This window comes from Streptosporangium sp. NPDC050148, from assembly GCF_055586505.1.
Genome location: NZ_JBVJIA010000004.1, coordinates 196,307 through 220,535, shown reverse-complemented (window position 1 = coordinate 220,535; position 24,229 = coordinate 196,307). Strand labels below are relative to the sequence as shown.

The window sequence follows — 24,229 nt, the reverse complement described above, 5'->3', positions numbered from 1 at the left end:
CAGAGAATCTCTTCGAATCTCAACCCTGTCAGAATGCGCGACAATCGGTAATCTCTGGTAACTCTAGGTAGTGAACGGAGAGAGAGGAACACCACCATGCGCCGCCTGCCGGGAACCGCCCTCGTCGCCGCTCTCGCCGTCCTGGTCTCGGTCGTTCCCGCGCGAGCGGAACGTTCCGGCGGGCAGGCGGCAGTACCCCCGGCACCCCAGGCACCCCAGGCACCCCAGGCACCCTCCACGCCCTACGCCCCCGGGACGGCACCGGCGGGCCGGCAGGCCGCCTTCGCCGCGGCGGCACGGGCGTACGGGGTGCCGGAGAGCGTGCTGCTCGGGGTCTCCTACCTGGAGTCACGATGGGACGGCCACGCGGGGCGGCCCAGCGTCTCGGCCGGGTACGGGCCGATGCACCTGGTCGACGGCCGGGCGGAGCGGGGGCACCCGCACGGCGCGGGCGAGGACCCGCGCGGCGACGAGCGCAGGCCGCGCGTGATCCCGATCCCGCCCGTCACGCCGTTCACGCCGGAGGACACCCTGCGACGGGCCTCGGAGCTGTCCGGCATCTCCCCCGACCGGCTGCGTCGGGACCCTGCCGCCAACATCATGGGCGGTGCCGCGCTGCTCGCCGCCTACCAGCGGGCCACCGGCGGCGACCCGGACGCCGGGCCCGCGGGCTGGTACGTGGCCGTGGCCCGCTACTCCGGTCCCCTCGGCGGAACCCCGGACACGAGGACCCCGGACACGAGGACCCCGGACGGGGAGGCGGTCCTGACGGAGGCGGCGCGTTCCTTCGCCGACGAGGTCTACGCGACGATCCGCGCCGGTGTCGCACGGGTGACCGACGACGGCGAGCCGATGGTCCTGCCCGCGAAACCCGGCCTGGCGCCCCGGACCCCGCCCGCCCGGACGCCCTCCCCCCGGACGGCACAGCGCCGCGCCCCCGATCCCGCGCCCACCGGCGCCCCCGCCGTCCCCGACACCGCACGACCGGCCACCGCGCGACCGGCCGCGGTGCGACCCGCCGCGGTGCGGTCCACCGGACGACCCGCACGGCCCGCACGACCCGTCGCGGTCCGGCCCCCCGCGACGGCACGGCCGCCCGTCACGGCGGGCACCGCCGTCGTACGGCCGCCCGCAGCCGTACGGCCCCCCGTCGTCGTGCGGGCACCGGTGGCCGTACGCCCAACCGCCGCACGCCCGCCCGCGGCACGACCCCCCGCGGCCGTGCCGCCCGCCGGGCCCGACTGCCCCAGGAGCGTCTCCTGCGAGTGGCTTCCCGCCGTCTACCAGCGGCTCAAGGGCGGCGGGTACGGCAACCACGACCGCGTCGAGGGCGGGCGGCAGATCGACTACATCGTGATCCACGACGGCGAGACCACCTACGACGCCATGACCCGCCTGGCCAAGAACCCCGACTACCTGAGCTGGCACTTCACCATCCGCTCCCGCGACGGTCACATCGCCCAGCACCTGCGGGGCAAGGACATCGGCTGGCACGCCGGGAACTGGTACGTCAACTCCCGCTCCATCGGCCTGGAGCACGAGGGGTACCTGGCCAGGGGCGGCACCTGGTTCACCGAGGCGATGTACGTGGCGTCGGCCAGGCTGGTGCGCCACCTCGCGGACAAGTACGACATCCCTCTCGACCGGGCGCACATCCTCGGGCACGACAACGTGCCCGGCACCACCCCCCAGACCGTGAGCGGCATGCACGACGACCCCGGCCCCTACTGGGACTGGGGGCACTACTTCGAGCTGCTCGGCAGCCCGCTGCGCGCCTCGGGCGGCGAGAACGCCCGCTCGGTGCTGATCAAGCCCCACTACGCCTCCAACAGCCCGGGCTTCACCGGCTGCCCCGGCGGGTGCCGCAGGCTCGGCGCCGCGTCGGTCTGGCTGCGCACCCGTCCCTCCCCCACGGCGCCGCTGGTCAGGGACGTCGGCAAGCACCCCACCGGCGGGTCCAGCTACAGCGTCTACGACCACGCCGCCCGCGCCTCCACCGGCCAGCGGTACGCGCTCGCCGATCGCCGGGACGGCTGGACCGCGATCTGGTACCTCGGGCAGAAGGCCTGGTTCAGCGATCCGGCCGCCGCCCCGACCTCCCTGCCCGCCTCCGGCCCGCTGGTCACCCCGCGGCCGGACCGCGCCCCGATCAAGGTGTACGGCAGGGCCTACCCGGGGGCGTCGGCCTACCCCAGGGGCGTGCCCGTCCAGCCGCTGGCGCCGCTGCAGTACTCGATACCCGCCGGGCAGGTGTACAGCGCCGCGATGACCAGGCGGGCCCGCTACCTGAGGGCCTCCTCCTACGACACCTCCAGGCACCGGGTCGTCGTCGGGAAGGTCCGCTACCGGCAGATCCAGTTCGGCCACCGGGTCATGTTCGTCCGCGCCTCCGACGTCCAGCCGGTCACCGCGGAGGATGCTTCGCGGTCCGATGTGATGCGCGCATCCGCCCGGCGGAGGCGCTAGAGTTTCCACGTGCTCCGGAGACGCCTCCGGGGGCACGCGGAAGTGGCTCAGTGGTAGAGCATCACCTTGCCAAGGTGAGGGTCGCGGGTTCGAATCCCGTCTTCCGCTCCGGCGGATCCTCCGGGATCCGGCCGGTGGAGTGGCCGAGAGGCGAGGCAACGGCCTGCAAAGCCGTCTACACGGGTTCAAATCCCGTCTCCACCTCAACCGCACGGCCGACGGACCCTCCGGGATCCGGTAAAGTGGTGCGGGCGCCGAGGGGAAACCCGGAGCGGATACGCGGAAGTGGCTCAGTGGTAGAGCATCACCTTGCCAAGGTGAGGGTCGCGGGTTCGAATCCCGTCTTCCGCTCTGATTCACCCGAGGACGATTAGCTCAGCGGGAGAGCGCTTCCCTGACACGGAAGAGGTCACAGGTTCAATCCCTGTATCGTCCACCAGACAGATCCCAGGCCGTCGGCCTGGGATCTTCTGTTTCCCGGACGGGCCTCCGCCGCCCGGACGAGTCCCGGGCCGGGCCGCCGCCCGGACGAGACGATCACCGCCCCACTCCCGGACACGGACGACCCCGGCTCCACGCCGGGCCCCACCCCGACCCGGCCCCGGCCCAGCCCTGACCCGGCCACGACCCGACCTCGCCCCACCCCCGGCCCCGACGCGGCAGGGAAGCGACAGGGACGCGGCCGGACCATGCCGGACGCACATCCGGGCAGTTGTTACGATCGCCTTTCCGGTCCGCGCCATCCATCCGGGAAAGAGGCACCATGGAAGGACGCACGACCTGAAACCCGGTTAATCGCTATGCTCGTGAAACACGGCAAAGGGGGCGAGCCTGTGCAGCGCGTGGTGGTCGATCCGGAGGTGCCCAGGGAAGTCGCCGACCTGTTCCGCCGTAGCGGGCCGATGCTCTCCCGCTTCCGTGCCGGACGGGTGCCACGGCAGACCGGTGACTCCCGCCTCCCGGGGAAGCTCGTCGGAACCCTCGGCGTGTCCACGGCCGCGCTGTCGGCCGCCCTCGGCGTGCTCGGCGGCTCACCGCTGCTCGCCATCTTCCTGATGATCATGCTGGGCGGTCTCTCCCTGGTCATCCTGAGCGTGGTGTACATCGCCAGGAAGCCCTCCTCCGTCGACTCCGTCGAGCGCGTGCTGTACCGGCACTGCCTGGACTGGCAGGGGCGTTTCCTGATCCTGGAGGACTTCGACCACGACTCCAGGCACCTGCTCGGCCGGGTCCAGCGGGCCATCGACTTCATCGTGAAGTCCCGTACCAACTCCCTGGGCATGCTCGACAGCGTCCGCAACTCCGTGATGCTCCCGGCCGAGGAGTGGGAGATCGCCCGGCTGCTGACGAAGCTCTCCGCGCTGCGCGCCAGGCACCGCCACCTGGCCAGGGGCGGCAGGAGCCCGGAGGTGGTCGCGGCCATGGCCCCGCTGGAGCGCGCCCTGGCCGCCAGCGAGGCCGCGGTGACCGCGCGGGTGGAGGCGCTGGAACGGTACGCGCGCCACGTGGCCGACGCCGATCGCGCCCTTCTCTCCCAGGGACAGATCGAGGTCCTCAAGGCCCACCTGCCCGAATACGAGCAGCTCGTCGCCGAGGCGGGCGCCGCGACTTTCGCCCTGCCGGAGATCGGGTATCTCAGTGACGACGCCGCCATGCTCCGGCAGGCGCTGCGCGAGAGCGTACGCTCGGCACACGAGGCGTTCCGGCATCTCGACGGCTGATGTGAACACGTAGAGGTCCTGACTGATACGGAGGGCGAGCCTGTGCGGCGCGTGGTGGTCGATCCCGAAGTTCCCGCCCACGTCGCCGACCTGTTCCGCCGACACGGATCGATGCTGTCGCGCATCCGGGCCGGGTGGAGTCCCGAGCCGCCGTCGTCCGCCTCCCGCCTGCCGGGCCGTTTCCTGCAGGCGGGCGGTGCGCTGTCGGCGCTGCTGCTGGTGACGCTGCTGTTCCTGCTGGACGTGGGGCAGCTGTTCTTCTTCGTCGTGGCGCTGCTGCTGTTCGTGGTCTTCGTCGGTCTCCTGGCCGCTCCCGACCCCGTGGACCTGGAGTCGGAGGAGACCGAGCTGTACCGCGAGGCCCGCTGGTTCGAGGGCCGTTACCTGCTGGCCGAGGACTTCGACCACGACGCCGGACGGCTGCTCGACCGCGCCCAGCAGGCGATCGACTTCATCCTGCACTCCCAGGTCAACGCCACCGGGCTGCTGGACGACGCGCGCAACTCGGTGATGCTCCCCGCGCAGGAGTGGGAGATCGCCCGGTTGCTCACCAAGCTCTCCGCCCTGCGGAACGAGCACCGGGAGTTCGCCTACGGCGGCAGCACGCCGGAGGTGGCCGCGGCCATGGCCCCGCTGGAACGTGCCCTGGTCGCCAGCGAGGCCGCGGTGACCGCGCGGGTGGAGGCGCTGGAACGCTACGCGGGCCACGTCGCCGACGCCGATCGGGCGTTGCGGGCCCACGAGCAGATCGCGGTGCTCCGCTCGCGGCTCCCCCGCTACGAGGAGCTGCTGGCCGAGTCCGGCGCGGACGCCTTCGCCGTACCGGAGATAGGGCGGCTGGCCGAGGACGCCGGGCACCTGGAGCAGGCGCTGCGCGACAGCGTCCGTTCGGCGCAGGAGGCCTTCCGCTACCTCGACGGCCCTTCCGCACCGCCCCCCGCCGATCCCCTGGCTCCCGCCGACCGCCCGCCGCCCACCGACCCCCCGGCCTCTTCCCCGGCCTCCTGAGCGAACGCCGCGTCCGGGCAGATCGCCCTTGTCAGCGAGGACGAAGAAGGCGAGGATAACTCGCATTCTCTGGAGGTGACATGCGGATCCGCCTGGACGTGGCGCTCGGCGTGGTGGTCCTGACGGACGTGCTCAGGGTCTTCCTGCCGTCGCTGATCACACTCTTCGGCCGGGCGGGGAGCACTCCCGCCGAGCTGATGGGCCTGTTCGCCCTCGCCTGGTTCGTCCTGGCCTTCCTGACCGTCCCGCTGGCCAGGAGGGTCAGGCCGCCGCTGATCGCGCTGGCCGCAGGTGGGGCGCTGCTCCTGGCCCGGCTGGTCCTGCAGCTGACCGACGGAGGGGGCGTCCAGCTCTACGTGGCCTGCCTGGGCCTGCTGGCCGGGCTGGTCTGGCTGACGGCGACCGCGATGACCGCCCTGGACGCCCGGCCGGTGATGGCCGGGGTGATCGCCGGTCTCGCGGCCTCCACGGTGATCCACGCGGCGCTGGACGGCATCGACCTGATGTGGCGGCCTGGACCGGTCCCGTGGCTGCTGCTCCTGGTGGAGCTGTGCGTCTTCGGCGGGCTCCTGATCCGGGCGGTGCCCCCGGACGAGGAGTACTCCGGCGCCCCGCGCGCCTGGCTCGCGATCGGCCCGGCCCTGCTGCTGTGGGGGCTGTACACGGGCAACACCGCGCACGCCCAGGCGGCGACGGACTCGGCCCAGCAGGCCGCCGCCGTGGTCGTGGCGGCGTTCGCGGTGGTGTCGGCGCTGCCCGCCGCGCTGCCGGTGCTGCGCCGTCCGCTGATCCCCGCGATCGCGCTGGTCGCCTCGGCGGTGGCGTTCACCCTGGGCAGGGCCACCGTGGACGGGGTCCACGGGGTGGCGCCCGGCTGGACGATCGTCGCGCAGATCGTCGGCCAGGTCGCGCTGGGCGCCTGCCTGGCGCACGCCGCGACGTCCTTCGGCCCGGACCGCCCGGCCCGGCGCGGCCTGGCCGCGGCCGGAGGCATGCTGCTCTTCTTCGTGTTCGTCTTCGGGTACTACGCCGCCTACGACCTCTACCTGCCCAACGGGTGGGTGCCGGTCTCCGCGGCGCTCGTCGTCGCGGTCCTGGCCGTGGTGGGCGGCTCCGGCCTGCCCCGCCTGTCCTACGACCGGCGGTTCGCGGCGGTCGCCACGGCCGCGGTCGTCCTGGTCGCCGCGGTGCCCCTGTGGCAGGGCAGCGTGCCGCGCTGGCAACCCCCGGCCGACGGGCTGCGGGTCGCGGCGTACAACATCAGGATGGGGTACGGCGAGTCCGGCAGGCTCTCGCTGGAGCAGCAGGCCGACGAGCTGCGGCGCCTCCGGCCGCACGTGGTGGTGCTGAGCGAGGCCGACCGGGGCTGGCTGCTCAACGGCGGCCACGACGGGGTGCGGCTGATCGCCGAGCGGCTGGACATGCACTACATCTGGGCGCCCGCGACCGACGAGGTGTGGGGCGACGCCCTGCTGACCGCGTTGCCGATCACCTCGGTCCGCAACCACGTGCTGGTCCAGGGCGGCCCGACCGGCGCGCAGGCGCTGGAGGTCGGGCTGCGGTGGCAGGGCCGGCCGATCACCGTGATCGGCACCCACCTGCAGCCCTCGCCGGACCGGAACGACCTCGCCCAGGTCACCCAGCTCGGCGGGATCGTCCGGACCGCCGCCGCCGGGGGCGCCCCGGTGGTCGTGGCCGGAGACCTCAACCTCCAGCCCGGGGACGCCGCCTGGCGGGTGCTCACCGGCGCGGGCCTGACCGACCCCCTGGCCCCGGTACGGCCGTTCGACACCGTCCCGGGCCGGGGCGGCCCCGTCGAGCAGATCGACCACGTCCTGGTCACCCCGGGGATGACCGGGAAGGACCAGGCCAACCCGGACGTCCCGCACTCGGATCATCGTCCGATCGCGGTCACCCTGGTCGCCGGGCCTTGATCGAACCGGGCTGGGTAGTGTCGTTGGCATGACGGGAGAACCTGTACTGGTCTTCGACGGCGACTGCGGTTTCTGCACGACGAGCGTCGGCCTCGCCGAGCGTCTCGTCGGGATCCGCGCGCGGGTCGTCCCCTGGCAGCGGGCCGACCTGCCGGCGCTGGGCGTCACGCGCGAGCGCGCCGAGTACGAGCTGCTCTGGGTCGAGGACGGCCGGGTGCGCGGCGGGGCCCAGGCCGTGGCCGGGCTGCTGATCGCCGCCGGCCTCCCGTGGAGCCCGCTGGGGTTCCTGCTGCGCCTCCCGCCGGTGCGGTGGGTCGCCCACGGGCTCTACCGGCTCGTCGCCGCCAACCGGCACCGCCTGCCCGGCGGCACGCCCGCCTGTGCCCTGCCCCCTCGGGACTCCTCCCCGGGCCCGTCCGCCCCTTCGCCCGGAGCCGGGCCGGCGGAGACCCGATGAGGAGCGTGCTGCTCGTCGCCCTGGAGCCGCTCGACGGCACCGGCAATCCGCCCTGGGAGGCGATCGGGCTCGTCCCCGGGGTGCGGACCGCGCTGCTGCCCTGTGTGTTCGGCGAGTCGCTGGAGCGGCTGCGCGCCGCGGTCTGCGAGCACGACCCCGCGGTGGTGGTCTGCGTCGGGCAGGCCGGTGGCCGGCCGGACGTTACGCTGGAGCGGGTGGCCGTGAACCTGGACGACGCCCGGGTCCCGGACGCCGCGGGCAGGCGGCCGATCGACCGCCCGGTGGTGCCCGGCGGCCCCGCGGCCTACTTCGCCACGCTGCCGGTGAAGGCCTGCGCGGCGGCGGCCCGGGCGACCGGGGTGCCCGCGAGCGTCTCGCAGAGCGCCGGCACGTTCGTGTGCAACCACGTCTTCTACGGCCTCATGCACCTGATCGCCACCGAACGGCCGCAGGTCCGGGGCGGCCTCGTGCACGTGCCGTTCTCCCCCGGGCAGGTCCTCGACGGCGCCACCCCCTCGATGCCCGTCCCGGTGGTCGCCCAGGCGCTCACCGCGATCGTGACGACCGCCGTCTCCGTCTCCCTGGGCGGCGACCTCCGCCTGGTCGGCGGCTCCCTGCACTGACCCGGACGCGCCGCTCCGGCCGGAGCGGCGCGTCCCCCGCCGGAGCGGTACGTCCTCCGGCCGGGCCCGGTCAGAGCGGTACGCCGAACACCGCCCGCCTGCCGACGAACTCGCTCACGGTCCACAGCGTGCGCCGGTCGCGGACGCAGGTGAGGTCCTCCGGGCCCACCGCGTAGGACCGCCTGGCCGGTGTGTCGCCGACGACGATCAGGGTGCCGTTCGCGGCGGCGCCCGCGCTCTGGCTGAGGTACCAGGTGCCGTTGTGGGAGAGCGCGCCCTGGATCTTCCGCGCGGGCAGCGCGTAGGCGTCCACCGCCTGGACGACGCCCCCGGCCGGGGCGTTCAGGATGCCTCCGGCCGCCAGCGGCCAGCGGGCCACCCGTCCGGTCACCCCGGCCTCGTCGACGTACTCACCGGAGATGAGGGTGTCGGGGGCGGTGCTGCGGTCGACGGCGGCGAAGGAGAAGCGGACGGTGCCGCTCGTGGTGGTCCAGGCGTCGGTCTGCGGCATCACGTACCGGTAGCCGAACGCCTCGTACGCCCCGCCCTTCCTGCCGATGGCGGACGTGCCCTCACCGTCGACCTCGAAGATCTCCCGGACGTCGAAGACCCGCAGGCCCCGCGTGGTGTCGGCGACGTACAGCAGGTCGCCGTACCAGGCGACGCCGCCGGCGTGGACGTTGATCGGCGCGATGTCGCCGTCGGCGGTGACCCGCACGAGCAGGACGTGCCGGTAGCGGAGCGTCGCGGTGTTCAGGAAGGTCAGGCGGACGCCCCGCTCGGCCCCGGACGAGGGCGTGTGGTACCAGCTCACCACGAACACGCTCGCGCCGCCCCCGGCGATCCCGGCGTCGGAGGCGCAGGTCAGGCCCTGGGGGTACCACTCCCTGACCGCGTTGTCGTCGGTGTCGAAGCAGTACCAGTCCACGGGCTTGGGGCTCATCCCGGTGAACGCGCCGGCGCCGTTCCTGCCCTTCCTGACCAGGACGCGGTTCGCCTTGGCCAGGACGGTGGCGAGGGGGACCCGCCGGAGCTCCTTCTCCAGGAGCCCGATCCCGGTCGCGAGGCCGCCCCCGTCACGCCTGAGCCCGAACGGCTCCGTCGACACGGCCTTCAACTGGCTCATTCAGGTCACTCCTTGTCCGGTTCCGCCCGGAAGGGGCGGGCCAAGATGCGGAGTTCATGAGTATGCCTTTACTCAAATCCCCTTGCGGTCAAAGGGGCCAGGTGTGCACGGGCTCACCCGTCAGCGAGAGCTCCCGGTACCGGGCGACCATGCGCGCCCATGCCCCCTGGTCGCCGCCCAGGCGGGCCGTCGCCTCCCGCTGCCAGATCGCCCCGGTACGGCGGCGCGTGACGCGCTCGCGCACGATGTCCAGCGTCCACCGGATCTCGTCGGGTTCCACGCCCATCCTGGCGAGCCCGCTCTCGGCGACCGGCAGCAGGTCCAGGGCGAGCCGCTCGGCCGGGACCTCCTCGTCCAGGCCGGGCCAGCTCATGGACGCGTCCAGGCCGTGGGTCGCGGCGCGGTAGAAGTTGCGGTAGGCCCCGGCGAAGGGGAACTCCTCCACCGGCCGGACGGCCAGGGCGGCGGTCAGGCCGAGCAGGAACGCGGAGTTGGCCACCATGTCGGCCGAGCTCGGCCCGGCGGGCAGGGCGCGCATCTCCACCCGCAGGTGGCCCCCGTCGCCCGGGTCGTAGACCGGGCGGTTCCACAGCCAGACCGTGCCCTGGTGCAGGCGGAGCTCGGCCAGCTCGGGGACGCCGCCGGGGCCCGGCTCACCCGAGTCCGTGATCATCGGCAGCACCGGCTCGTAGTCGCGGACGCAGGTGGCGAACATCTCCTCGATGCCCTGGGTCCAGTTCGACCCGAAGGACACCCGCCCGTCCCTGCGGTCGAGCCGTTCCACGTCCCGGTCGTCGGCGGACTCCTCGAACAGCGCGATCCTCGTCTCCTCCCACAGGTGCCTGCCCAGGAAGGAGGGGGAGTTGCCGCTGACCGCGAGGACCGGCCCGATGGCCAGCTGCGCGGCGTTGTAGACGCGGGCGAAGTCGGCGGGGGTGGTGCGGAGGTGGACCTGCCAGGAGGTGTTGGCGCTCTCCAGGATCATCCCCTCGACCTCCAGCTCCAGCCGCTCGATCCCCTCCAGGCGCACCCGGAACGGTTCGGCCCGCAGCCGGCGCATGCCCCGGGACATCGCCTTGTAGCGGTCCTCCCCGCTCAGCGTCTCGTGGGTGAAGTCGAACTCGCTGAGCGAGGGCAGGATGCCGATCGCCACGGCCTGGCCCCCCTGCGTCGCGGCCGCCTCGTCCACCACGGTCATGACCTCACGGACCTCGCGCACCAGGGCGGTGAACGGCCGCCCGGCGATCGGCAGCGGGGTCAGGTTGGCCTCCAGGTTGAACCTGCCCATCTCCAGGGTGAGCCGGTCGTCACCGGCCGCGGCCTGCACCTCGTGGTTGCGGGGCAGCGGCCGCCCGTCGGGCGTGATGAGGAACATCTCCAGCTCGGCCCCGATGGTCGCCGGCCCCGCGCCGAAGCCGGGCCGCGCCAGCACCTCGCGCAGGGTGTCGAGCTGCTCCGCCAGCTTCGCCCTGAACTGGACGAACTCCTCCTCGGAGTAGCGGTCCTTGTCGACTTTCTGCCCCATCACACCGTCCGATCAGTCGGTCCTCGTCCCGTCTCGTGCCCCCTGCCTCTCTCCCAGCATGACCCCTCTAATCAGTGCTCGGGACACGTCTTCACCAGGGGCTCCGGCTTTCCGCGGGACGCGGGTGATCGCACGGCCACCCCGGCCGTCCCGCGTCCCCTCCCCCGCACGCCCGCGGGCGCCTCCCCGGAGCGTCGCGCGTCCCCTCCCCGGATCGTCCGCGGCCACCTTCCCGGAGCGTCGCGACACCTGCCCCGGCGGCCCCACCTGCACCTTCCCCCGGCGTCCGCGGGCGTCGACAATGGTGCGGGGCCGCGGGCCGGCGGGGCCGGGCGGACCGGCCCCGCCCGGCCGGGATTCGCGGCCGGTCCGAGCCCGAGAAGGGGGTACGCGGGTGCGAGCGGTGGTCTTCGACGCTTTCGGAGCCGATCCCGAGGTCCGGGAGGTGCCCGCCCCGGAGCCTCCGCCCGGCGGAGCGGTGATCCGGGTGGAGGCGACCGGCCTGTGCCGGAGCGACTGGCACGGCTGGCAGGGGCACGACCCGGACATCCGGGTCCTGCCGCACGTGCCGGGACACGAGTTCTCCGGGGTCGTCGAGGCGGTGGGCACGGGCGTCGTCTGCTGGCGGCCCGGTGACCGGGTGACGGCCCCGTTCGTCTGCGCCTGCGGCTCGTGCGCGGCGTGCAAGGCCGGTGACCAGCAGGTCTGCGAGCGCCAGACCCAGCCGGGATTCACCCACTGGGGCTCCTTCGCCGAGTACGTCGCGATCGACCACGCCGAGGTGAACCTGGTCCGGCTCCCCGGGGAGATGGCCTTCTCCACCGCCGCGAGCCTGGGCTGCCGCTTCGCCACCGCCTACCGCGCGATCACCGCCGTGGGCCGGGTCCGGCCACAGGAGTGGGTGGCCGTGCACGGCTGCGGCGGCGTGGGCCTGTCCGCCGTCATGATCGCCGCCGCGGCCGGGGCCAGGGTCGTCGCCGTGGACGTCTCCCCCGGAGCCCTGGAACTGGCCCGGCGGTTCGGCGCCGCCGCCTGCGTCGCCGTCTCCCCCGCCGAGGGCGGCGGAGTCGGGGACGCCGTCCCCGGGACCGAGGTCGCCGCGCGGATCAGGGAGGTGACCTCGGGCGGCGCGCACGTCTCCGTGGACGCGCTCGGCAGCCCCGGGACGTGCGCGGCCTCGATCGAGGGCCTGCGCCGCCGGGGCCGTCACGTCCAGGTCGGCCTGCTGCCGGGGCTGACCGCGCTCCCGATGGGCCGGGTGATCGGTCACGAGCTGGAGCTCCTCGGCAGCCACGGCATGGCCGCGCACGCCTACCCGGAGATGCTGGCGGCCGTCGCCCGCGGGGCCGTACGACCGGAGGCGCTGGTCACCCGGTCCATCGGCCTGGAGGAGGCGGGTGCCGCCCTGAGGTCGATCGGCTCCGTCCCCGGCGTGACGATGATCCTGCCCCGGCGGTGACCCTCCGGGAGGGTGCCGGAACCGCGTAGGGGCGCGGAACACCGCGACGATCTCCATTTGCCGCGATTCACCCGAAGGTGGACATGGCCGTGATTATGATCGAATTCCGGTGTCCCCCGGCCCGGCGTCGGCCCTTCGCGGTCCGGTGCGACCGGCGACTCGTGAAAGAACAGGTGAGAGGTGAGTTCAGCGGTGGGTGCACCCCAGGGCGTGGACACCACGAAGCCGTCCCCCGCCCGGGTCTACGACTACGTGCTGGGCGGGACGGACAACTTCGAGGTCGACCGCGCGGTGGCCGATCCGATCCTCGCCCACGCTCCGGAGCTGCGCGACCTCGCCGCGGACAACCGCCGCTTCCTCGAGCGCGTCGTGCGGCACGTCGTCGGGGACCACGGGGTCACGCAGATCCTCGACATCGGGTCGGGGCTGCCGACCGCGAACAACGTCCACCAGGTCGCCCAGGCGATCGACCAGAGGACCCGCGTGGTCTACGTCGACAACGACCCCACGGTGCACGTCCAGGCGCAGGCCCTGATCGTGGGGGACGAGAACACCCGTTACGTCAACGGAGACGTCCGCACCCCGGAACGGATCCTCAACGCCCCGGCCACCCAGGAGCTCATCGACTTCGGACGTCCCGTGGCCGTGCTGTTCGTGTCGATCCTGCAGTTCGTCCACGACTCGGACGATCCGTACGGGGTGGTCCAGCACATCCTGTCCGAGGTGCCCTCGGGCAGCTACGTCGCGATCGCCCACGTGACCGACCACGAGATCGACCCGGTCGTGCACGCCAAGATCGAGGAGATGTACGCGAACGTCCCCAGCCGCTTCTACTTCCGCGACCGTGACGCCTTCTCCCGGTTCTTCTCCGGCTGGGACGTCCTGCCCCCGGGCATCACCACGGTCGGTGACTGGACCGTCGACGGCGCCCCTCCCGGTGAGAGGCGCCCCATGAACGCCTGGTGCGGCCTCGCGCGAAAGCCCTGACCTGCGGCCAGGCCCGGGGGCTCCCGTGTCAGGCCGGTGAGCCGCCCCCGCCCGACGTGGCGCGGCCCAGCTTGCCGTCGTACCGGGACCGGTGCGGGTCGGCCTCGTCCGTCCCGCACAGCGCCACCGCCTCCCCGTAGCGCTGCGCGGCCTCCCGCGCGCGGCCCAGGGCCGACAGGGCGTCACCGGCCCGTTCGGCGAGCGCCGCCTGCGCCGGTGCGTGTCCCGTCCCCCGCGCCGCGTCGAGGGCGGTCTCGCACACCGCCAGCGCGCGCCCGGCCTCGCCCGCGGCGACGAGGACCGTCGCGAGCGCCACGGCCGCGAACACCTCGTAGGCCGCGTCCCCGGACGTGTCGGTGACGGCCCGTCCCCGGGCGAGCGCCGCCTCGCACCGGTCGATCGCCTCGGCGTGGTGCCCGCTCGCGGACGCCACCAGCCCCAGGGTCCGCAGGCACACCAGTTCGGTGTACCCCTCCCCGGTGAGCCGCGCCAGCTCCAGGGCCTCCCCGGCGTCCCGGGCGGCCCGTTCGACTCCCGGCCCGCCGGAGTCGCGGTAGAGCCTGTAGGCGCAGAACGCGCGCAACGCCAGGGAACGCGCCCACCGGTTCCGGTCCACCAGCTCGGCGAACACGGCGACGCAGGTGTCCAGCATCGGCAGCGCCCGGGCCGGGCCGCCGGGCCCGCGGGTGATCAGCGCCGCCATCCGGTGCCGCGCCTCCGCGGCCAGGCGCCGGTCACCGGCGGCGGCCGCGGTGCGCATGATGATGCGCCACATGTCCTCGGCGTCCCGGTCCCGGCCGGCCCGGTACAGGTGGGACGCGAGCCGCAGCGCGATGCCGTACCCCTGCCGGTAGCGGTTCTCCTCGCACGCCGCCCGGATGACCGCCAGCAGTTGCGCGCACTCCCGGGCCAGCCACCCGCCGGGGTCGGCGTCGATCAGTTTCTGCGCCTGCACCGGGACGTGCAGGTCCCAGTGCAGGCGGGCGGGGGGCGGGAAGAACGGCTCACCGGGGATCGCCGCGGAGGCCCGGTCGACGAGCAGCAGCCAGCCCAGCAGCAGCCGGTTCATGGTGGTGTCCCACTCGTCGACGTGCTCGGCCAGCCGCGCCTCGGCGAAGTCCCGTACCAGGTCGTGCTGCCGGTAGCGGGGGTGGCCGAGGTCGTCGGCCCCCGCGGGGGACAGCAGGCTGTGCGAGGTCAGCGCCGCCAGCGCGTCGTCGGCCTGCTCCGCGCCCAGCAGCATCCCGGTCAGCCACATCGGCCAGTCCCCGGGCCCGGCGAGGGCCAGGACCCGGAACGCGTGCCGCGCCGGCGGTGAGAGCGCCTCGTAGCTCTCGGCGATGCTCGCCTCGACGGCCAGGTCGCCGTCGGCCAGCCCTTTCAGCCGGTCCTGCAGGCGGGACGCGAGCAGCTCGACGGGCCAGTGCGGCTGGGACGACAGCCGGGATCCGGCGATCCTCAGCGCCAGCGGCAGCCCTCCGCACGCCTCCAGGACGGTCCTGGTCGCCTCCGGTTCGCGGCGTACCCGGTCGGTGCCGACGATCTCGCCCAGCAGGGTGAGCGACTCCTCGCCGCGGAGCGGTTGCAGCGGGAAGGACCGGATCCCCGCGCCGTTCAGCAGGGCGCGGCCGGTGATGATGACCGCGCACCCGGCCGTGCCCGGCAGGAAGTGGGACGCCTGGGAGACGCCGGCGGCGTCGTCGACCACGATCAGGACGCGCCGGCCGGCCAGGACCGAGCGCAGCAGCCCGGCCCGGCCCACGGTGGAGGGCGGGAGGTCCTGCGCCGGGACGCCGAGGGTGGCGAGGAGTTCGGCCAGCATCTCGCCGACGTTCGCGGACCGCCCGGACCGGCCCGCCAGGTGCACGAAGAGCTGGCCGTCGGGGAAGCGCGGGCGGAGCCGGTGCGCGACGTGGATCGCGAGCGCGGACTTCCCGATCCCGGGCAGCCCGCTGATCCCCACGATCGGTACGCCGGTGGCGTCCGGTGCCGGGGTGAGGAGCCCGGTGAGCCGTTCGACCTCGTGCGACCGGCCGGTGAAGTCCAGTACGTCCGGCGGGAGCTGCGCCGGGACCGCGGGAAGGGCGGTCGCGGCGCCCCCGGCGCCCCCGGCGCCCCCGGCGGGGCCGGTTCCGTCCGCCTCGATCTGCGCGCGCAGCCTGCGCAGCCGTTCCCCGGGGTCGCCGTTCTCCTCCAGCAGGATCCCGGCCGCGGCGTCGGCGTGCTGGAGCGCGGGGACGCGCTGTCCCGAGCGGTACAGGGCGTTCACCAGGAGGACGTGCAGGGACTCGGCGTCCGGGGAGTCCTCCAGTTCGCCGCGCAGGTCGGCGACGATCTCGCGGTGGTGGCCGAGGGCGAGCCGTGTCTCGAACATCAGGACCATGGCGTCCTGGCGCTGCCGCAGAAGGGCCTGACGGCGCTGCCTCAGCCTCGGGTCACCGGTGGGGACGTCGGCCAGCGGGTCGGCGCCCCACAGGTTCAGGGCCTCCCGCAGCGACGCGACGGCGGCCCGGTGCTCACCGGCCTCGGCGAGGCGCTCACCGGTGGCGACGAGATCGTGGAAGGTGTCGACGTCGACGGTGTCGCCGGGGAGCAGGCGCAGCCGGTAGCCGTCCGGTCCGGCCGGGGGGATCCGGCCGGGGACCAGCAGCCGCAGCTCGGACACGTGGGTCTTCAGGGCCTCCTTCCTGGCGTGGGTGTCGCCCCACACGGCCAGCATCAGCCGCTCGACCGCGATGGTCCGTCTCTCGGACAGCAGCAGCGCTCCGAGCAGCCTCCGCTTGAGGGGAGGCAGCGGCACCACGGCGCCCTCTCCTGAGATCACCTCGACGTGCCCCAAGAGGTGGAAGTCCACGCTCGCTCCCCAGCTGCCCGTCGTCCGGCCGGCTTCCCGTGACCGTGCCGGGACGTGACGACACACCACGCGCGCGGGCGCGCCACCTCACCGACCTTGATCCTTACCGGATGCTAACCGACCGGTGACCCGAAATGACCCGGCTTCCGTACCGTGCACCCCTCGCCGAACGCATCATTGTGAAGGCGACGGTTCACCTGATGTCTCACGATTCGTCGGGGAATCGCCAGCTCTCCGATTCACGCCTATGCTCGGAGCACCCCGTTGAACGATGACCGCGGCGCCGTCACAGAACCCCGTGCCGAACCGCTCCCGGAAAGAATCCTCCGGTGTCATCGAGACGGTTCCGGAGCGACGACCGGCTCCGGGACCCAGGGAGGGGAAGCCGCCATCGCGGCCTCCGGAGAAGGCGTCCCCGGCCCCACGGCCATCACCGACCCTCCTGTGAGGCGACCCATGAGCATGCCGCACTGGAACGACGACCCCCTCGTGCAGAGCGAGGAGCACATGCCCGACTGGTGCATGGACTACATCACCTCGGCCCACGTCGGCCGCGACGTCTACCGCTCCGGTTGCTCCTGCGACCGCATGCCACTGACCAGCGCGACGAGTCCCAGGGACCTGCTGGACGCGTTCAGGGCGCACATGCGCGACGAGCAGATCCGCGCCCGCACCCTGCTGGAGTGAGCCCCGTCCCCGTGCCCGTTCCCGGCACCGGATCCGGTGCGGGGGACGGTCAGGTGGAGCGCCGGGCCTGGAGCCGCTCGCCCCACCGGTGAACGGCCTGCCGGTCGGCGAAGGCCAGCGCGCGGATCATCTTCCCGCCACCGGCCTCGACGTTACGGCGCAGGCGCCGGCCCATCCGGCCGGGCAACCCGACGGCGCCCGCCTCGACGTCGTCACCGTAGAACGGGGCGAACGCCACCCCGGCGAATCCGGTACGGCTCAGCAGGGTGACCAGCGTCTCGGCCGAGTAGAACATCAGGTTGTTCCGCCTGAAGCCCGTCCAGCCGTTCCCGTACGCCTTGAGCTGCAGGGAGGCGGCGTTCGCGGTGAGGATCAGCATCACCCCGCCCGGGGCGAGCAGGCCGCGGAGACACCGCAGGTCCTCCACGGGCCGGGGCAGCCGGGCCAGGACCGACCAGAGGGTGATCACGTCGAACCCGCCGGCGGCCGCCCCGATACCGGCGGGTCCGGTACCGGCGGGTCCGGTACCGGCGGCCCGGACACCGGCGGTCCCGGAGCGGGTGCCGGGCACGGCGAGACGGGCGACGGCGGCCGTCACGGAACCGGCCGCGAGGTCCAGCCCGGCCGCCTCGAAGCCACGCTCCCGGGCGAGCCGGAGGAAGATCCCGTCACCGGCGCCGTGACCGACGTCGAGCAGCGCGCGTCCCCGTCCCGACGAGAACACCGGGCCGAAGGCGTCCATGGTCAGCCGCCGGCGCCGCCGGTCGGCCGTGCGGTCCGGTGCCGCGCCGTCGTCCGCGCGCGGGACGTCCGCGGACGAAGGGGCCGCGTACAACGCGTACAAGAGGTCCGCGTACAAGGGATCCGCGTACAGGACGTCCGTGTGCGGGACGTCCGCCGTCGGGGGCCGGAGCGCGGGGTTGCGGTAGAGGAGGCCGCACGCCGGGCAGCGCACCACCCGGTAGCTCCCCCCGCGCCCGGCACCGGCCCGCTGGAACAGCGGCTGCTGGCGGGTCTCCCCGCACAGGCGGCAGGTGACGAACTCCTCGGCCCGCTCCAGCAGGGTCCGCTCGCGGTAGTCCTGGAACCTCATGACGGGGGTCCGCCCGATCCGCAGGCGCCACTGGACCTCGCGGGCGAGCCTCTCCCCCGGGCGGACGTAGGAGCGGTGGTTCCTGGGCACCCGGTCGTAGCGGGAGCCGTACACGACCCGGGAGAGCGCGCGCCGCGCGAACATCGCAGACATCCCTCCGGCGGGGCCTCCCCGGGCGGGAGGATCACTCCAAAAGTGGCACGGCCCCCTTCAGGGACTCAACCGCCCTTTCACCTCGGTATCCCCAGCTGTTCCGCGGGTTGCCAAAGACCGGTACAAGGCACCCCCGGGTACGCGCACGGCCGCGGTCAGGCCAGGCAGGTCAGCGGCCTGCCGCCGTTGTAGTCGATCATCTCCAGCACGGCGGTGACCACGTCGATCGGCTCACCCGCGGGCAGGCCGTCCAGCTCCGCGTAGGCCCGGTGCAGGTTGCCGACGATGCGTTCGGGGTCGAGCAGCCCGGCGTACTCCCCGAGGTCGGTCTCGCGCGCGGTCTGCAACGGGGAGAGGCCGGCCTCGCGGCCGCGCCCGGCGGTGGCGAGCACGAACCGCAGGTAGTCCTGGACGGTGTCGACGACCTCGGGCCCGCACACGTCGCCGTGTCCCGGGACGATCGTCTCCGCGCCCAGTTCCCTGAGCCGGTCCAGTGCCTCGATCGCCCCCGTCACCGAGCCCATCATCACGAACGGGGTGCCGCCGTTGAACACCAGGTCGCCGGAGAACAGCAGCGACCGCTCGGGGATCCACACGATCGAGTCGTTGGTCGTGTGGGCGGGCAGGCCGATGTGCCGTACCTCGCAGCGCAGCTCGTCGGAGTACACGGTCACCCCGTCGGTGTAGGTGAGGAACGGCGGCCGGGCCTCCAGGGCTCCCCAGTCGACCTCGGTCCAGGCCATGGTCAGGTAGTCGGGGATCCCCTCGGCGAGGATCATCTCCCTGGTCCGCTCGTGCCCGACGACGGTCGCCTCGGGGAAGGCGAAGTTCCCGAAGGTGTGGTCGCCGTGGTGGTGGGTGTTGATCAGCGTGGTGACGGGCCGGTCGGTGACGGCCGCGATGGCCTCGCGGTAGGCGAGCGTGCGGCGCTCGGTGGCGCAGGAGTCCACGCTGATCACCCCGCGGCGGCCGACCAGGAAGCCGGCGTTGTTGATCCACCAGCTCCCGTCCGGCTGCAGGTAGGCGTGGACGCCGTCGGCCACCTCCTCGACGCGCGCCGGGGGCAGGGGACGGTCGTGTCGCGATGAGCTCATGACCGACATTGTCGCCCCGCGCCCGGCGGCCGTCCCGGAGACCGGGCGCGGGAACGCCCCGGCCCCGCTCCCGGCCCCGCTCCCGGCCCCCGCCTGAGGGCCGAGCTCGGGTCGGGCTCAGGACAGCGGCAGCCACACCCGCATGCTCGACGGCCCGCGGTTGCCCCAGCGGTGGTACGGGACCAGCCGCAGGGTGACCTCCCGCCCGGCCGCGTCCGGGTGCCCGTCCCGGTAGGGCCAGGGGACGTCGCCGGCCGGTACCAGGCAGGCGCGGGCCTCCAGCTCGACGACCCCGTCCCGCTCCCGCTCGGCCGGGGGTTCGGGAAGGGCCTTGACCAGCGCCAGCGGCGGGTCGTCGGCGACCGACTCGGCGCAGTAGACGAGCGGGCCGCGCTCGACCGCGGCGCACCCGCGCACCGCGTCCACCCGCCGGTCGGGGAAGGTCCAGCGGGACGCCATCGGCAGGTCGAGCCGGATACGGTCGCCCGGTCGCCAGTCGGCCTCGGCCGTCACGTTGCCGGGCCCGGCCGGGCGGGTCGTGCCACCGTGGGTGAGGGTCGCGCCCTGGGCCCAGGAGGGCACGCGCAGGACGATCCGCCCGGGGCGGCCCTCGACGACGTGCGCGGTCACCGTACCGGACCAGGGGTAGTCCGTCTCCAGCCGCAGGGTCAGGCCCCGGTGGCCGATCTCGGCGGGGGCGTAGTGGTGGACGTGCAGGGCGTCGCCGTCGGCGGCGGCCAGGTAGGCCGGGAGCGAGGCGAGGGTGCGGGCGATGTTGTTCGGGCAGCACGACACGTCGTACCAGGAGGAGCGCAGCCCCACCCCGGAGGTGTGGTCGACGACGCCCTCGCGCGGCTCGGGCGGGATGCGCATGTGCAGCGGGTTGGCGTAGAAGAACGAGCGCCCGTCCAGTGCCGGTGAGGTGGCGAGCACGTTGTACATGGTGCGTTCGGCGAGGTCGGCGTAGCGGGTCCGGCCGGTGGCCAGCAGCAGCCGGTGCGAGAGCATGATCGAGGCGATGCCGGCGCAGGTCTCGGAGTAGGCCCGGTCGGCCGGGAGCTCGAAGTCCTCGCCGAAGGCCTCGTCGGAGTGGCGCGAGCCCATCCCGCCGGTCAGGTGGGTGCGCCGGGCGACCGTGTTCTCCCACTGCTCCTCGATCGCGTGCAGCAGTTCCCCGTCGCCGGTCTCGACGGCCACGTCCACCGCGCCGCAGGCCAGGTACAGGGCCCGTACGGCGTGCCCGCGCAGCACGCGCGCCCGGCGTACCGGCATGTCGTCCTGGAAGTACGCGCGTCCCAGATGGATCGGTCCCAGGGCGGGCAGGCCGCGTCGCTCGACGAGGCGGCGGGCCATCTCCAGGTAGCGCTCGGTCCCGGTGGCCCGGTACAGCTCGACCAGCGCCATCTCCACCTCGGGGTGGCCGCAGGTCTCGGTGGTCTCCATGAAGCGGTCGCAGAGGTGGTCGGCGGCCCGGCGGGCGACCTTGGTGAGCTCGTCCTCGCCGTGCGCGCGCAGCCGGGCGACCCCGGCCTGGATGAGGTGGCCGTAGCAGTACAGCTCGTGTCCCCATTCGAGGTCGCTGTAGCGCTCGGAGTTCCAGCGGGTGTTGAGGTAGCCGTCGTCCTCCTGCGCCGCGGCGACGGTCGCGGCCAGCTCGGGCAGCCCGGGGTGGCCGGACCAGGCCATCGCCTCCAGCAGCTTGTACGCCTCGGAGTCGCTGAACTCCCTGCCGCGGCGGGGACGCTCGCCGCGGAAGTTGCCGATCCAGCCCTCCCGCTCCATCCACTCCAGGCAGTGGCCGATGATGACCTCGCGGTTGAGGACCGCCCGGTCGCCCCAGAAACCCGGGGCGAGGCGTACGGCGTCGAGGCCGAGGGGGGACAGCACCCCTGCGGAGGGGGTGACGGGACTAACCACGCAGGGCTCCTGACATGAATCCGCGCACGTAGTGGCGCTGGAGGACGACGAAGAGGATCAGGCAGGGCACGGCCATGACCATGACGCCGGCCTGCAGCATGCCGTAGTCGATGGCCCCGAAGGTGCGCTGGGTCATGCTGACCACGGCCACCGGGAGGGTGAAGTTCGCCCCGTCGTTGAGCAGGATGAGCGGTGCGAAGAAGTCGTTCCAGGAGGCGAGGAAGGCGAAGAGGGCGACGGTGACCAGGGCGGGCCGCACGGCGTGCAGCAGGATGCGCCAGAAGGCGCGGAAGGTTCCGCAGCCGTCGACGAGGGCGGCCTCCTCCAGCTCGCGGGGGATCGCCTCGAAGGCGTTGCGCATCATGAACAGCGCGAACGGCAGCTGGAACATCACGAACACCAGGGAGAGGCCCACCAGGGAGTTCTGCAGCCCGATGCGGCCGAGCAGGACGTACAGCGGGATCAGGATGGTCGCGTACGGCACCATCAGGATGGCCAGGGTGACGAGGAAGAGCAGGTTCTTGCCGGGGAAGTCGAAGCGGGCGAAGGCGTAGCCGCCCAGCGCGGAGACCGTCAGCGTGCCCGCGACGGTCATCGCCGACACCAGCACGCTGTTGACGAGGTAGACGTCCACGCCCTCGCCGAAGCGGGCCATCTCGGCGTAGTTGCCCGCTCCCCCGTCGAAGGAGGACCAGCCGCTCCACACCAGCGGGAACAGGAAGAGCACCGCCAGCGCCGACATCGTGGTGTAGTAGGTCGTCCTCACCGGGTCCTCACCGCCTCGCGCGCGTCGTTCCCGCGTCCGCACCGCCTCACGTGGACCTCCTGAACACCCGCATCTGTACGGTGTTGAGCGCGACCAGGGCGACCAGCAGCACGACCGAGAGCGCCGCGGCGCCGCCCAGGTCGAAGCGGAAGAACGCGTCGCGGTAGATGACCATGACCATGGAGACGGTGCTGTTGTCCGGCCCGCCGTTGGTGAAGATGAAGAACTGGTCGAACGCGAGCAGGGAGCCGGTGACGCTGAGGATGAGCATCAGCGCCAGCGTGGGACGCAGCAGCGGAAGCGTGATCTTCGTGAAGATCTGCCACCGGTTCGCGCCGTCGGACCGGGCCGCCTCGTAGACCTCCACCGGGATCGACTGCAGGCCGGTGAGCAGGATGAGCATGTTGAACCCGGCGAAGCGCCACAGCACCAGCGCGATCGTGGAGAACAGCGCCATGTCCGGGGTGCCGGTCCACTTCACCGGCTCGTCGGTGATCCCCAGGGCCCGCAGCAGGGGGTCGACCGGCCCGAAGTCGTTGTTGAGCATGCCGTAGAACAGCAGGGCCGCCGTGGCGAAGCCGACCGCGCCGGGCAGGAAGAACGCGGTGCGGAAGAAGCCCACGCCGGGCCTGCGCTCCTGCACCAGCAGGGCCAGGCCGAGCGCGGCGGCCGACAGCAGCACGGTGACGACGGCGGTGTACTTCAGCGTGAAGAGCACCGCGTCGAGGAAGAGCGGGTTATCGGCGATCTTGAGGTAGTTGCCCGGCGCGTTGAACGTGGCCTGGCCGAGCAGCGGCCAGCGGTTCAGCGACATCCAGACGACGAGCACCAGCGGTGCCACGAAGAGGGTGACGACGATGACGGCGGCCGGGGCGGCGTACAGCCAGCCCTGGGCCCGCCGTCCGCGCCACCGCGGGGGCGGCGCCGGGACGGATCCCCGCGCCACCCTCCGCCGTGTTCCGGTCAGTGTCATGTTCACTGCTGCAGCGACTTGGTGATCTCGGCGTTGAGCCGGGTGACGTTGCCGGGGTCGCCGAACAGCGCCTCGCGGGCCAGGCGCAGCCAGGGCCCCTGCGGGTCGTTGAAGGTCTGCCCGAAGCGCGGCGCGTACGGTGTCCGCCCCTTGGCGACCATGGAGTTGATCAGCACCACGCGCGGGTCCTCGGCCGAGTACTCGTTGTTCGACAGGTCGGTGCGCGCGAGCACGTCCTTGTTCTTGGCCATGATCTCGACCTGCGCCTCGTCGGAGACCGTCCAGGACAGGAACTCCCAGGCCGCGTCGGCCTTCTCGGTGGTGGAGGAGATGCCGACCGAGTCGCCGCCCACGAAGGTGGACTCGCCGCCGTCGGGCCCGGCGATCGGCGCGACGCCGACCTTCATGTCGGCGGGCATCGAGCCGAGCGTGGTCGAGGGCATCGGCATGACGCCGATCTCGCCCTTGGGGAAGAAGCCGGTCCAGGTGGGCCCCTGCTCCTCCTTGGTCGTCGGGCCGGTCACGCCCTTGTCGTGCAGTCCCTTGTAGATCGCGAAGACGTCGGTCATCGGTGGCCTGTCGTTGAGCGAGGCGGTGCCCTCGGGGTTCATCACCTGGCCTCCGGCGGCCCAGACCGAGGGCCAGAAGGTGAAGACGTAGCATCCGCCGCAGTTGCCGCCGAAGAAGGTGCCGTGCACCTTGCCGTCCTTGCCGAGCTTCTCGTCGATCGTGGTGGCGTGCTCGGCGAACTCCTTCAGCGTGGTGGGGCCCTTCTCCGGGTCCAGGCCGGCCTTCTCGTACAGGTCCTTGTTCCAGAACCAGACCGACAGGTCCAGCGTGTGCGGAAGGGTGTACCGGCGTCCCTCCTGCGTGCCGAGCTTCATGTGGCCGGGCGCCAGGGAGTCCTTGTACGGCAGGGCGGCGATCCGGTCGGTGATGTCGAGGAAGAGCCCCTGGGAGGTGTAGTTGGGGACGAAGATCACGTCCGCGGCGAACACGTCCGGCAGCTGCCCGGCCCCGGCCGCCGCCGCGATGCGCGGCTGGTAGTTGTCGGTGGGGACGACGGTCAGCTTCACCTGGTTCCTGTGGCCGCTGTTGTAGGCCTTGACCAGACGCTCGCTCTGCGCCTGCGTCGCGGCACGGGTCCACATGGTGATCGTGACCGGTTCCGCCGAGGCGGGCGCGGCCTTCCCGGTCCCGCTCCCCCCGCAGGCGATCATGGGGGCTAGCGCCAGCAGGATGGCTGCGGCGCCGACGACGCGTGCGCGTGGCTGCATGGTCCTCTCCTCTTCCGGCATCCCCCGCGACGCACGAAATAGAAATAAAAGGTTTTCGGAAACGTAAAAGAAACACCGATGCGTGTCAACACCCCCTGGCCGATCCGTC

General features: G+C 73.0%; 18 protein-coding genes and 4 tRNA genes. 13 read left to right on the top strand and 9 right to left on the bottom strand.

Annotated features, from left to right (window positions below; translation table 11 throughout):
- The first annotated feature begins 96 nt into the window (after nucleotides 1-96).
- From ACZ6RT_RS05935 to pcp, 10 genes are all read left to right on the top strand, one after another.
- A complete protein-coding gene (locus tag ACZ6RT_RS05935) occupies nucleotides 97-2,466 on the top strand; it encodes an N-acetylmuramoyl-L-alanine amidase (protein ID WP_470152400.1) in 2,370 nt (789 codons plus the stop codon).
- 36 nt (nucleotides 2,467-2,502) lie between these two features.
- A tRNA-Gly gene (locus tag ACZ6RT_RS05930) sits at nucleotides 2,503-2,574 on the top strand.
- Between the two features lie 25 nt (nucleotides 2,575-2,599).
- Nucleotides 2,600-2,670: transfer RNA gene (locus ACZ6RT_RS05925), tRNA-Cys, on the top strand.
- Between the two features lie 75 nt (nucleotides 2,671-2,745).
- A tRNA-Gly gene (locus ACZ6RT_RS05920) sits at nucleotides 2,746-2,817 on the top strand.
- A 13-nt stretch (nucleotides 2,818-2,830) separates the two neighbouring features.
- Nucleotides 2,831-2,905 (top strand) — tRNA-Val (locus ACZ6RT_RS05915).
- Nucleotides 2,906-3,299: 394 nt separating this feature from the next.
- Nucleotides 3,300-4,187: a hypothetical protein gene (locus tag ACZ6RT_RS05910; RefSeq protein WP_399194222.1), complete on the top strand. Its 888-nt coding sequence runs from the start codon at nucleotides 3,300-3,302 to the stop codon at nucleotides 4,185-4,187.
- A gap of 42 nt (nucleotides 4,188-4,229) precedes the next feature.
- Entirely contained in the window at nucleotides 4,230-5,195 is a 966-nt protein-coding gene (locus ACZ6RT_RS05905; RefSeq protein ID WP_470152399.1) for a hypothetical protein, read from the top strand.
- 80 nt (nucleotides 5,196-5,275) lie between these two features.
- Nucleotides 5,276-7,129, top strand: coding sequence for an endonuclease/exonuclease/phosphatase family protein (locus tag ACZ6RT_RS05900; protein ID WP_470152398.1), 1,854 nt, complete (start codon nucleotides 5,276-5,278; stop codon nucleotides 7,127-7,129).
- A gap of 28 nt (nucleotides 7,130-7,157) precedes the next feature.
- Complete coding sequence (locus ACZ6RT_RS05895; protein ID WP_470152397.1) at nucleotides 7,158-7,586, top strand: thiol-disulfide oxidoreductase DCC family protein; 429 nt, start codon at nucleotides 7,158-7,160, stop codon at nucleotides 7,584-7,586.
- Nucleotides 7,583-8,209 carry a pyroglutamyl-peptidase I gene (gene pcp, locus ACZ6RT_RS05890; protein ID WP_470152396.1) on the top strand — a complete coding sequence of 209 codons (627 nt, stop codon included), beginning with the start codon at nucleotides 7,583-7,585 and terminating at the stop codon, nucleotides 8,207-8,209. The genes ACZ6RT_RS05895 and pcp overlap by 4 nt, the downstream gene beginning before the upstream one ends.
- A gap of 70 nt (nucleotides 8,210-8,279) precedes the next feature.
- Here the strand turns inward: pcp and ACZ6RT_RS05885 are convergent, their stop codons facing one another.
- Together ACZ6RT_RS05885 and ACZ6RT_RS05880 are read right to left on the bottom strand one after the other, a co-directional pair.
- On the bottom strand, nucleotides 8,280-9,335 hold the full coding sequence (locus ACZ6RT_RS05885; RefSeq protein WP_399194232.1) for a hypothetical protein: 1,056 nt from the start codon (nucleotides 9,333-9,335) through the stop codon (nucleotides 8,280-8,282).
- 88 nt (nucleotides 9,336-9,423) lie between these two features.
- The gene (locus ACZ6RT_RS05880; protein WP_399194234.1) at nucleotides 9,424-10,860 is read right to left on the bottom strand and encodes a glutamate-cysteine ligase family protein; all 1,437 of its coding nucleotides are present in this window, start codon (nucleotides 10,858-10,860) and stop codon (nucleotides 9,424-9,426) included.
- Between the two features lie 394 nt (nucleotides 10,861-11,254).
- Here ACZ6RT_RS05880 and ACZ6RT_RS05875 point away from each other — a divergent pair, with 394 nt between their 5' ends.
- On the top strand, nucleotides 11,255-12,319 hold the full coding sequence (locus tag ACZ6RT_RS05875; protein WP_470152395.1) for an alcohol dehydrogenase catalytic domain-containing protein: 1,065 nt from the start codon (nucleotides 11,255-11,257) through the stop codon (nucleotides 12,317-12,319).
- Nucleotides 12,320-12,511: 192 nt separating this feature from the next.
- On the top strand, nucleotides 12,512-13,306 hold the full coding sequence (locus ACZ6RT_RS05870) for an SAM-dependent methyltransferase (RefSeq protein ID WP_399194238.1): 795 nt from the start codon (nucleotides 12,512-12,514) through the stop codon (nucleotides 13,304-13,306).
- A 28-nt stretch (nucleotides 13,307-13,334) separates the two neighbouring features.
- Here the strand turns inward: ACZ6RT_RS05870 and ACZ6RT_RS05865 are convergent, their stop codons facing one another.
- Nucleotides 13,335-16,160, bottom strand: a complete 2,826-nt coding sequence (locus tag ACZ6RT_RS05865) for an AfsR/SARP family transcriptional regulator (protein WP_470152394.1) — start codon at nucleotides 16,158-16,160, stop codon at nucleotides 13,335-13,337.
- 456 nt (nucleotides 16,161-16,616) lie between these two features.
- Here ACZ6RT_RS05865 and ACZ6RT_RS05860 point away from each other — a divergent pair, with 456 nt between their 5' ends.
- On the top strand, nucleotides 16,617-16,847 hold the full coding sequence (locus ACZ6RT_RS05860) for a hypothetical protein (RefSeq protein WP_344900279.1): 231 nt from the start codon (nucleotides 16,617-16,619) through the stop codon (nucleotides 16,845-16,847).
- Nucleotides 16,848-16,896: 49 nt separating this feature from the next.
- Here the strand turns inward: ACZ6RT_RS05860 and ACZ6RT_RS05855 are convergent, their stop codons facing one another.
- From ACZ6RT_RS05855 to ACZ6RT_RS05830, 6 genes are all read right to left on the bottom strand, one after another.
- Nucleotides 16,897-18,084, bottom strand: coding sequence for a class I SAM-dependent methyltransferase (locus ACZ6RT_RS05855; protein ID WP_470152393.1), 1,188 nt, complete (start codon nucleotides 18,082-18,084; stop codon nucleotides 16,897-16,899).
- Between the two features lie 164 nt (nucleotides 18,085-18,248).
- On the bottom strand, nucleotides 18,249-19,187 hold the full coding sequence (locus tag ACZ6RT_RS05850) for an MBL fold metallo-hydrolase (protein ID WP_470152392.1): 939 nt from the start codon (nucleotides 19,185-19,187) through the stop codon (nucleotides 18,249-18,251).
- Between the two features lie 117 nt (nucleotides 19,188-19,304).
- The gene (locus tag ACZ6RT_RS05845) at nucleotides 19,305-21,104 is read right to left on the bottom strand and encodes a glycoside hydrolase family 127 protein (RefSeq protein WP_470152391.1); all 1,800 of its coding nucleotides are present in this window, start codon (nucleotides 21,102-21,104) and stop codon (nucleotides 19,305-19,307) included.
- Nucleotides 21,097-21,870 (bottom strand): carbohydrate ABC transporter permease, encoded by a 774-nt coding sequence (locus ACZ6RT_RS05840; protein WP_470152390.1) that lies wholly within the window; start codon nucleotides 21,868-21,870, stop codon nucleotides 21,097-21,099. The genes ACZ6RT_RS05845 and ACZ6RT_RS05840 overlap by 8 nt, the downstream gene beginning before the upstream one ends.
- A gap of 46 nt (nucleotides 21,871-21,916) precedes the next feature.
- On the bottom strand, nucleotides 21,917-22,843 hold the full coding sequence (locus tag ACZ6RT_RS05835; protein ID WP_399194250.1) for a carbohydrate ABC transporter permease: 927 nt from the start codon (nucleotides 22,841-22,843) through the stop codon (nucleotides 21,917-21,919).
- 2 nt (nucleotides 22,844-22,845) lie between these two features.
- Nucleotides 22,846-24,120, bottom strand: coding sequence for an ABC transporter substrate-binding protein (locus tag ACZ6RT_RS05830; protein WP_470152389.1), 1,275 nt, complete (start codon nucleotides 24,118-24,120; stop codon nucleotides 22,846-22,848).
- Nucleotides 24,121-24,229 lie beyond the last annotated feature (109 nt).